Origin of the sequence: Vibrio sp. IB15, assembly GCF_016406055.1 — a bacterium.
In the GTDB taxonomy this organism is placed as follows: Bacteria; Pseudomonadota; Gammaproteobacteria; order Enterobacterales; family Vibrionaceae; genus Vibrio; species Vibrio chagasii.
The window spans coordinates 1-9,328 of record NZ_JAEFCE010000098.1; the positions used below are offsets into that span (position 1 = coordinate 1).

The following is a 9,328-nucleotide window of genomic DNA, read 5'->3' on the forward strand; positions in this document are numbered from 1 at the left end:
AACTTTAGCTGACGCTGTCAGTTGAGGTGGGGAGTCCATACCATTGAGCGAGTTGAGGATCTCATTCAACGAGTAGATAGCCCAAAGAGATTCCCTACTCCCTCCTTCGTCAGTCTAGGGAATGACGAATGCTATTTACTCGTCCCCCTCATATCGCATCTGCTCTTATACCGGATTATCAATATCGATAAACTCGACATCCAAGCCGTGCTCTTTTGCTAACCATTCACCTAGTGCTTTAACACCGTAGCGTTCTGTCGCATGGTGACCTGCAGCAAAATAATGGATGTCTTGCTCGCGAGCCGAGTAAGTTGTGCGCTCAGAAATTTCACCAGAGATAAATGCGTCGATACCTTGAGAGGCTGCAAGTTCAATGTAATCTTGACCGCCGCCAGTACACCAACCTACCGTTTCAATCATTTTATCTGCGTTTTCAGGAGCAATATGTAGCGGCTTACGATTCAGTACTTGATCAATTTTTGCTGCGAACTCAGCACCAGTCATCGGTGTCTTTAATCTACCAAATATAGCGACTGACTGAGGGTGCCCTTCCAAACCACCTTCAACATCGATCTCAAGTAACTCAGCCAATTTTGCGTTGTTACCAAGCTCAGGGTGAATATCAAGAGGAAGGTGGTAGCCTAATAGGTTGATATCGTTTTTAATCAAGGTACGAATACGCTTACCTTTCATGCCGCGAATCGCTTCCGGCTCACCTTTCCAAAAGAAACCATGGTGAACTAACAAAGCGTCAGCCTTTAGCTCAACCGCTTTATTGATCAAAGCTTGTGAAGCCGTTACACCAGTAACGATACGCTTTACCTCAGCAGTGCCTTCTACTTGAAGACCGTTTGGGCAGTAATCTTTAATCTGCTGTGGCTGCAGTTTTTCGTTAAGTAGCTTTTCTAATTGTAAGTTATTCATTTTTATTTCCAGCTTACCTTTATAATAACGTCGTTATATCAATTTACGGGTAAAATGTCGAAAGCCCTTCCACTCTGTTTCTAGAGAACAGATGACTGAAGTTTATGAGGAACCGATGACCGAACTGCAACGCTTTTACCAATGGGTGATTAGCTCGCCACCGCTACTAGAAATCAAACCGCCCATTTCTGATCTCACTGTGTTCTCAAACCACCAAAAGCTTGACGATGCACATACTTATGATGGAAACCCTAGATTAGGCTTCCTCTATCAACACCTATGTGAACAAGTCATCACCACTTCGGATAGTTATTCAATCAAGCACGATGAGATCCAGATTAATGTTGAGGGACGAACACTCGGCGCAATCGACTTTATCCTGGAAGACACAAGTAGCGAAAAATTAGAACACTGGGAAGTGGCAATTAAGTTTTACCTACTTCACGAGCAAACATGGTTTGGTCCAAACTCTCATGACCAATTAGACAAAAAGCTCGATAGAATGCTCAGCCACCAGCTTGGTATGTCATCTTCAGCCGCCTTTGTTGAACAGTACCCGGAGATCGATGTCGACTCAAAACACCTTTTGATGCAAGGTCGCCTCTATACCAACCCATTTCTAGAACAAAACGTACCTACGGAGTGTCTGGGGTACGACATTAACCCAAGCCAGGTAAACGGATTTTGGTGCTATCAAAATCAGGTTCACCAGATCACCGATACACTCTATCCTTTAACCAAAGAACAATGGGCCGCAGGAACGGATGATTTCAGCGGTGAACCTATCACCGAATTTGGTGACCGCTTCGTTCATGGACAAACTAAGTCGGGTCAATTCTGGTTTGTGATGCCACAAAGTTGGCCACATGGTTAGACGCTCTCGTTTATCCTTCCTTTCTTATTCACAATGCGACCAACTAAAAAGGGCTGATGCTTTCACATCAACCCTTCCATTATTTGCTTTATAACTCTATGAATCGTATTCGATTATAGACCTGCAGCAGCAAAGACTTGGTTAACAATCTCTTGAGCTTCTGCTTCAATCGCTTTTAGGTGTTCTTCACCTTTAAAGCTCTCACAGTAGATTTTGTAGATGTCTTCCGTGCCCGATGGACGAGCAGCAAACCAACCATTCTCAGTTGTCACTTTAAGGCCACCAATTGCAGCGCCATTACCTGGAGCATGCGTCAAGCGAGCAGTAATCGCATCACCAGCAAGTGTTTCAGCAGATACCATCTCTGGAGATAGCTTCTTGAGCACATCTTTTTGTGCACCATTTGCTACCGCTTGAATACGGTTGTACTTAGATTCGCCGTGTTTTGCCGCTAGCTCTTCGTAGTACTCTTGTGGGTTCTTACCTGTCACCGCAGTGATCTCAGCCGCCAATAGGCAAAGAATTAGGCCGTCTTTATCTGTTGACCAAGGCGTTCCGTCTTTACGTAAGAAAGATGCACCCGCACTCTCTTCGCCACCGAAACCAAACTGACCGTTGTATAAGCCATCAACAAACCATTTGAAACCAACTGGCACTTCACAAAGTTCACGACCTAGATCAGCAACAACACGGTCAATCAATGCACTTGATACCAAAGTTTTACCAACAGCAACCTCTTTACCCCAACCTTCACGGTTACGGTATAGGTAGTCGATACAAACCGCTAGGAAGTGGTTAGGGTTCATTAGGCCTTTAGGCGTAACAATACCGTGACGATCGTAATCTGGGTCGTTACCAAACGCTAGTGCGTACTCATCTTTAAGCGCTAGCAAGCCTGCCATTGCGTATGGTGAAGAACAGTCCATACGAACCACGCCATCTTTATCTAGAGACATGAATTGGAAAGAAGGGTCAACCGCTTCACTTACCAAAGTAAGGTCTAAGTTGTACGCTTTACCAATTTGACGCCAGTAATCGATGCCGCTTCCGCCCAGAGGATCAACACCAATTTTGATGTTCGCTTTCTGGATAGCTTCCATATCAACCACATTAACCAAATCAGCAACGTATGGCGCAACAAGATCGACTTCTTTCACTAACTCAGACTGTTTAGCCTGTGCGATAGGAGTGCGTTTAACACCTTGCATTTGCTCAGCAATGATCACGTTCGCACGGTCTTCAATCGCTAGAGTCAATTCAGCTTCAGCAGGACCACCGTGTGTCGGGTTGTATTTGATACCGCCATCTTGAGGTGGGTTGTGTGAAGGTGTGATAACGATGCCGTCGGCTTTTTTGTCATTCACTAGGTTGTGCGTAAGAATCGCATACGAGATACCCGGTGTTGGAGTAAAGCCGTTGTTTTCTTGAATAATAACTTCAACACCGTTCGCTACAAGTACTTCGATTACCGTAGAAAATGCAGGTTCAGATAGCGCGTGCGTATCTTTACCTAAGAAAAGCGGGCCTGTTGTACCCTGCTCAGCACGCACCTCAGCCACTGCTTGTGCAATCGCTAAAATGTGGTTTTCGTTAAATGTTGATTTGTCTGCTGTACCGCGGTGACCTGAAGTACCGAATAGTACCTTGTGATCTGGGTTAGTCGCATCCGGTTGCTGTAAGAAATAGTTAGCCACTAAAGCCGGAATATTATGAAGATCTTCCTGCTGAGCTTTTTGCCCAGCACGAGGGTGCATAGCCATTTTTCGACATCCTTATATATATAAAATTTAAAAACAAAAAAACCTCATAATATCTTCTTATCCATGGATATTATGAGGTTTAAATCAGATTTCGTTAAATTGAACCTGTTACTTTTTCAATCAATTCTGCTTGGAAATTCATGCGGCTCATAAGCTGCTCAACCATCTGTCTTTTACGGCTAGTATTATTATTTGTAATAACCCAAAAAGGACTTTGTGGAATGGCTTTAGGCTTCGTCGTGTTACCGTTTGCTAGTAACGTCGCTTCGTTGTCTGCAAAGTAAACACGCTTGCGGCCTTTTACTTGAGTTGCTTCTGAAAAGCTTAAAGGGTCGATTTTATGCAGTGTTGATAACACTAGCATGAAACGATCAATGGCTTTCTTTAATGACGCAAACTCATCTGATATTAGTAGTGAGCGCATTTCTTTAACGCCATCGAACTTCTCTGGAGTAAAGCCTACCTCTTTGCTAACAACGATACCTTTCGGCTCTACGATCTCTTCGATCGGAGCCATGCCTTGGCTATCAACCTGTAACAAGCGGCGCAGAATATCTGAAGCGCTTTCGCCAATACGTTCTGTCTGACCCGCAATAAAACGGTATAGGTCCTCATCAACCTCAATTGTTTTCATTCGCTTTTCACAATCTCAATGTTTAAACTCAGGGGGATTATAGCGAGATCCGCGCGGATACTCTACGTCAAACCCACCATGAATAAGATAAAAATGTCAGTACAGCTCAACTATAAAATCGAAGGTGAGGGTCACACCATAGTTTTGATCCATGGATTATTCGGTAATCTGGACAACCTAGGCTTGCTAGCCAGGGATCTAAAAACCGATCATCAGGTACTGAGTATCGATCTTCGTAACCACGGACAATCCTTCCACAGTGATACCCATAATTACCAAACGATGGCACAAGATGTCGCTCAACTGTTGAAAGATCTCGAGCTGAATGACGTCACTGTCATAGGTCACTCGATGGGCGGAAAAGTTGCTATGGCGCTTACCCAACACCTAGAGCTACGTAAACTGATTGTATTGGACATGGCACCAGTCGCTTACACCCAAAGCCGTCACGACAACGTATTCGCAGGCCTTCAAGCGGTCATTGAAGAAAAGCCAGGATCTCGTGCCGAAGCACTTAAAGTGCTCGCCAAACATATCGAAATAGACGGTGTTCGCCAATTCTTAACAAAATCACTGTTCAAGTCAGAAGAAGGCATTATGGAGTGGCGCTTTAACGTCGCTTCGTTAATGAGCAACTACCCACACATTATTGGTTGGGAACCGATCGACAAAACCTCAGTCAAAACCTTACTAATAAAAGGTGGGGATTCTGACTACCTCACGGCTGAGCACCAAACTGCGGTCCAACAGCAATTTTCTAACGCAAAGGCGCACGTTATTGCGAATACCGGCCACTGGCTACACGCAGAAAAGCCAGCTGAAGTGCTGAGAGCAATTCGAAAATTCATCGCTTAAGTGCGCTTTTTCATGCAGATAAATGAGAGCTGAGTAATCACTGCACATTAACTTTATCTCGCAACAGTGATATAGTGCGCCCAAGCAAAATTGGTATATAAGGTTCCCATGCTTTACGACTACATGAACATCATTGAATCTGTTGGTTTAGATCTCCTATTTGCCGCGATTTTCTTTTTGATCGGTATGGCAATTAAGGACGTTCTCAAGCAAGGAAATGTTCCTCCATTTGGTCGTCGCATTGTGTGGTTAGTACTTTTCCTTGGCTGTGCAGGTTTTATCGCCAAAGGGATAATCCAACTAAGCTGGGAAGGAACTGGGATCTAACGATTCCCCTCCGAACTTTATTACACCGACAACAGACAAAATGAAAGGTAATGATTCTATGGCAAGTGTAGGTCTCTTCTTTGGTAGCGATACAGGTAACACTGAAGCTGTTGCTAAGATGATTCAAAAGCAATTGAGCAAACAGCTCGTTCACGTTCAAGACATTGCAAAAAGCAGCAAAGAAGATATCGATAACTTCGATCTACTGCTGCTTGGTATCCCTACGTGGTACTACGGCGAAGCACAATGTGATTGGGATGATTTCTTCCCAGAGCTAGAAGCTATTGATTTCTCAACTAAGCTTGTTGCTATCTTTGGTTGTGGTGACCAAGAAGATTACGCAGAATACTTCTGTGATGCTATGGGTACTATCCGTGACATCGTTGAAGCGAAAGGCGGTACTATCCTAGGTTACACTTCTACTGAAGGCTACGAGTTCGAAGCATCTAAAGGTCTAGTTGAAGGCGATGACAGCCAATTCGTTGGTCTATGTATCGACGAAGACCGTCAACCAGAGCTAACTGATGAGCGTGTATCTAACTGGGTTAAACAAATCCACGAAGAGATGTGCCTAGCAGAGCTTGAAGACTAATTCTCTGGTAGTTGTCCATTGTTACAATTAGTGACAACTCTCTAGATATGTAAAAACCTCCTAATTGGAGGTTTTTTTCTATTTGTCTATATAGGTTAAATTAGCACTCTGCTTCTAGTGCTTCGTCATCATCTCTGAATTGTGGCTTCTTTCTGACATAAAGTGTACGCTGAATTTCTGAAACCACATTACCCTGTTTATCTTTGACATAAATAATAAACTCAGGAAAACACTTCTCACCAAGTTGAGTCTGACGGTAAATTTCGTCAAGCTGACCTTGGCTTATTTCAAAGTCTGCATACAAATCTGACTGACCAGGTTTGATGAAGTTAATGCTCGCCTCTTTGTCCCACACATAATACCTTTCACCTAAAATTCCCATTAACATCAATGAGTAAACAGGATCCGTGAGGGAAAATATGCTACCGCCATACTGAGTACGATTGGCATTTTTGTTCCACCAACGCAACTTAAGCACTGTTTTTACTACCCTAAAATCCGAACTAATATGGGCTATCTTTATCCCTGCTCCCCAAAATGGAGGCCAAATATTAAGAGCGAATTTTACGATGTTTGGTTTGTATATTTTTGCAAGTTGCTTATTCATAACAACATTCCGTGTCCATATTAGAATTACCGCCATCCTGACTGGTCGTACCTCCACTATAAGTGAGATACTTCGAATTTACAAAACAGATTGTGATGTTGATTAGTAACCCTTTGAAGTTCGTGGTTTATTGTTATGCCTGACTAAACTATAATGGTATTAATATTGAATTCTGTTAATTGCTGCAGATCATCAACAGGAAAGTATATGTCAGACAATAATCAAGCGCTAAAAGATGCTGGTCTTAAAGTGACCCTCCCAAGGCTCAAAATTTTAGAAGTATTACAACAACCAGACTGCCAACATATTAGTGCTGAAGATTTATATAAAAAGCTGATCGACTTAGGTGAAGAGATCGGGCTTGCGACCGTTTATCGAGTATTAAACCAATTCGATGATGCTGGCATTGTAACTCGCCACCACTTCGAAGGCGGTAAGTCTGTATTTGAACTTTCAACACAGCACCACCACGATCATCTAGTATGTCTAGATTGTGGCGAAGTTATCGAGTTCTCTGATGACATCATCGAAGAGAGACAAAAAGAGATAGCGAAGCGCTATAACGTTCAGCTAACGAACCACAGTTTATACCTTTACGGTAAAAGCATGACGGGTGATTGCAAAGGCAACCCAGACGCGCACAAACCGAAAAATTAAACAAACGCTGACTTCGGTCAGCGTTTTTTATATAGGACTGAAAGTCCGCTAGATTGTTCTTTAGATCCACGCATTATTCAGATACAAAAAAACCGGCACTAAGCCGGTTTTTTATTAGACAACTTGTTAGCGTTAGCAATTATGCTTCAGCTTTACCCCAAGTATCACGTAGGCCAACCGTGCGGTTGAATACTAGCGCATCTGCTTTAGAGTCTTTTGAATCAACACAGAAATAACCTGTACGCTCAAACTGGAAACCTTGCTCTGCAGCGGCTTCCGCTAGGCTAGGCTCAACAAAACCGTTCAACTTAACCAGAGACTCTGGGTTGATCGTTGCAGCGAAATCATCCGCAGCAGCTGGGTTTGCAACAGTGAATAGACGATCGTATAGACGAATCTCAGCTGGCAGGGCTTTATCAGCAGATACCCAGTGGATAACACCCTTCACTTTGCGGCCATCTGCCGGGTTCTTACCTAGCGTTTCGTCATCGTAAGAACAGAAGATAGTTGTAATGTTGCCTTCTGCATCTTTCTCGATACGCTCTGCTTTAATTACGTACGCACCACGTAGACGAACTTCTTTACCTAGAACCAAACGCTTGTACTTCTTGTTTGCTTCTTCACGGAAGTCATCACGCTCGATCCAAACTTCACGAGTAAACGGTACTTCACGAGTACCCATTTCAGGTTTGTTCGGGTGGTTAGCAACTGTTAGTGTTTCTACCTTGTCTGCATCGTAGTTTTCAATCACGATCTTAACCGGGTCTAGAACAGCCATTGCACGTGTTGCATTTTCGTTCAAGTCATCACGGATACAAGACTCAAGTGAACCGAACTCAATCATGTTCTCTTGTTTAGTCACACCGATACGCTTACAGAACTCACGAATAGACGCAGAAGTGAAACCACGACGACGTAAACCAGAGATAGTCGGCATACGTGGGTCATCCCAACCTTGAACTAGGTTTTCAACCACAAGTTGGTTTAGTTTACGCTTAGACATCACCGTGTATTCAAGATTCAGACGGCTAAACTCGTACTGACGAGGTTGGCAATCGATCGTAATGTTATCTAGAACCCAGTCGTACAAACGACGGTTATCTTGGAATTCAAGAGTACAGATTGAGTGCGTAATACCTTCCAGCGCATCAGAGATACAGTGAGTGAAATCGTACATTGGGTAAATGCACCATTTGTCACCGGTCTGATGGTGGTGAGCAAAACGAACACGATAGATAACAGGATCACGCATTACCATGAATGACGAGCTCATGTCGATCTTGGCACGCAGACACGCTTTACCTTCTTCAAAGCCACCGTCACGCATTTTTTCAAATAACGCTAGGTTCTCTTCAGGGCTGCGGTCGCGGTATGGGCTTGCTTTACCTGGCTCTTTTAGCGTGCCACGGTATTCGCGGATCTGCTCAGGACTTAGCTCGTCAACGTACGCTAAGCCTTTATTAATTAATTCCACAGCATAAGCGTAAAGCGTATCGAAGTAGTTTGATGAGTAACAAATGTCACCAGACCATTCGAAGCCTAACCAGCTTACATCATTCTTAATTGACTCAACGTATTCAACGTCTTCTTTTTCAGGGTTTGTATCATCGAAACGAAGATTACATTGTCCCTGGTAGTCCTGAGCAATACCAAAATTCAAGCAAATAGATTTAGCGTGACCGATGTGCAGGTAACCATTTGGCTCCGGCGGGAAACGAGTATGCACGCTACTGTGTGTACCATCCGCTAAATCTTTATCAATAATTTGGCGAATGAAATTCGATGGACGAGCCTCAGCTTCACTCATCTATAGCACCTCTATGTATTTAGTATTGTCAGAGAAAGTTATCTTTTATCTCCTAGCCAAGCGCCACTTTTAGCGTCAGCTCTAGATAGAAAGATCATTGTTGCTAATCATCCACAATTCTTCGCCTTTGCACAATAAGAACCGTCCGTTAATTACGATTATTTCTGCTATTCGATGAAGAATAGAACGAACCGTATCCCAAAGCCTTAAACTACAGATACAAAAAAGCCTCCCTTATGGGCTGTCTCTTGATCACAAGTCTGGTTAATCAAGAGACTTGGCGAGTTCATA

At 43.4% G+C, this 9,328-nt stretch carries 10 protein-coding genes; 5 read left to right on the plus strand and 5 right to left on the minus strand.

Annotated elements, in window-relative coordinates; translation table 11 throughout:
* Nucleotides 1–165: 165 nt before the first annotated feature.
* Nucleotides 166–924 carry a Nif3-like dinuclear metal center hexameric protein gene (locus tag JC606_RS22210; protein WP_137409126.1) on the minus strand — a complete coding sequence of 253 codons (759 nt, stop codon included), beginning with the start codon at nucleotides 922–924 and terminating at the stop codon, nucleotides 166–168.
* 115 nt (nucleotides 925–1,039) lie between these two features.
* Between JC606_RS22210 and JC606_RS22215 the strand changes: the two genes are divergently transcribed.
* Nucleotides 1,040–1,798: a DUF1853 family protein gene (locus JC606_RS22215; RefSeq protein WP_198779464.1), complete on the plus strand. Its 759-nt coding sequence runs from the start codon at nucleotides 1,040–1,042 to the stop codon at nucleotides 1,796–1,798.
* Between the two features lie 113 nt (nucleotides 1,799–1,911).
* Here JC606_RS22215 and pgm read toward each other — a convergent pair whose 3' ends face one another.
* Both pgm and seqA read right to left on the minus strand, forming a co-directional pair.
* Nucleotides 1,912–3,558, minus strand: a complete 1,647-nt coding sequence (gene pgm, locus JC606_RS22220) for a phosphoglucomutase (alpha-D-glucose-1,6-bisphosphate-dependent) (RefSeq protein WP_137409127.1) — start codon at nucleotides 3,556–3,558, stop codon at nucleotides 1,912–1,914.
* Nucleotides 3,559–3,652: 94 nt separating this feature from the next.
* Nucleotides 3,653–4,192: a replication initiation negative regulator SeqA gene (gene seqA / locus JC606_RS22225; protein WP_017061953.1), complete on the minus strand. Its 540-nt coding sequence runs from the start codon at nucleotides 4,190–4,192 to the stop codon at nucleotides 3,653–3,655.
* Between the two features lie 93 nt (nucleotides 4,193–4,285).
* Here seqA and JC606_RS22230 point away from each other — a divergent pair, with 93 nt between their 5' ends.
* From JC606_RS22230 to fldA, 3 genes are all read left to right on the plus strand, one after another.
* Nucleotides 4,286–5,047, plus strand: coding sequence for an alpha/beta fold hydrolase (locus JC606_RS22230; RefSeq protein ID WP_137409128.1), 762 nt, complete (start codon nucleotides 4,286–4,288; stop codon nucleotides 5,045–5,047).
* A 108-nt stretch (nucleotides 5,048–5,155) separates the two neighbouring features.
* Nucleotides 5,156–5,374: a DUF2788 domain-containing protein gene (locus tag JC606_RS22235; RefSeq protein ID WP_004737900.1), complete on the plus strand. Its 219-nt coding sequence runs from the start codon at nucleotides 5,156–5,158 to the stop codon at nucleotides 5,372–5,374.
* 58 nt (nucleotides 5,375–5,432) lie between these two features.
* Entirely contained in the window at nucleotides 5,433–5,966 is a 534-nt protein-coding gene (gene fldA / locus JC606_RS22240; protein WP_004737899.1) for a flavodoxin FldA, read from the plus strand.
* A 100-nt stretch (nucleotides 5,967–6,066) separates the two neighbouring features.
* On the opposite strand, the gene JC606_RS22245 is transcribed toward fldA, so the two are convergent.
* The gene (locus JC606_RS22245; protein WP_004737898.1) at nucleotides 6,067–6,573 is read right to left on the minus strand and encodes a DUF4442 domain-containing protein; all 507 of its coding nucleotides are present in this window, start codon (nucleotides 6,571–6,573) and stop codon (nucleotides 6,067–6,069) included.
* Between the two features lie 207 nt (nucleotides 6,574–6,780).
* On the opposite strand from JC606_RS22245, the gene fcrX reads away from it, so the two are divergent.
* Nucleotides 6,781–7,230 (plus strand): ferric iron uptake transcriptional regulator FcrX, encoded by a 450-nt coding sequence (gene fcrX, locus JC606_RS22250; RefSeq protein WP_004737897.1) that lies wholly within the window; start codon nucleotides 6,781–6,783, stop codon nucleotides 7,228–7,230.
* A gap of 139 nt (nucleotides 7,231–7,369) precedes the next feature.
* Here the strand turns inward: fcrX and glnS are convergent, their stop codons facing one another.
* Nucleotides 7,370–9,037 (minus strand): glutamine--tRNA ligase, encoded by a 1,668-nt coding sequence (gene glnS, locus JC606_RS22255; RefSeq protein ID WP_198779463.1) that lies wholly within the window; start codon nucleotides 9,035–9,037, stop codon nucleotides 7,370–7,372.
* Nucleotides 9,038–9,328 lie beyond the last annotated feature (291 nt).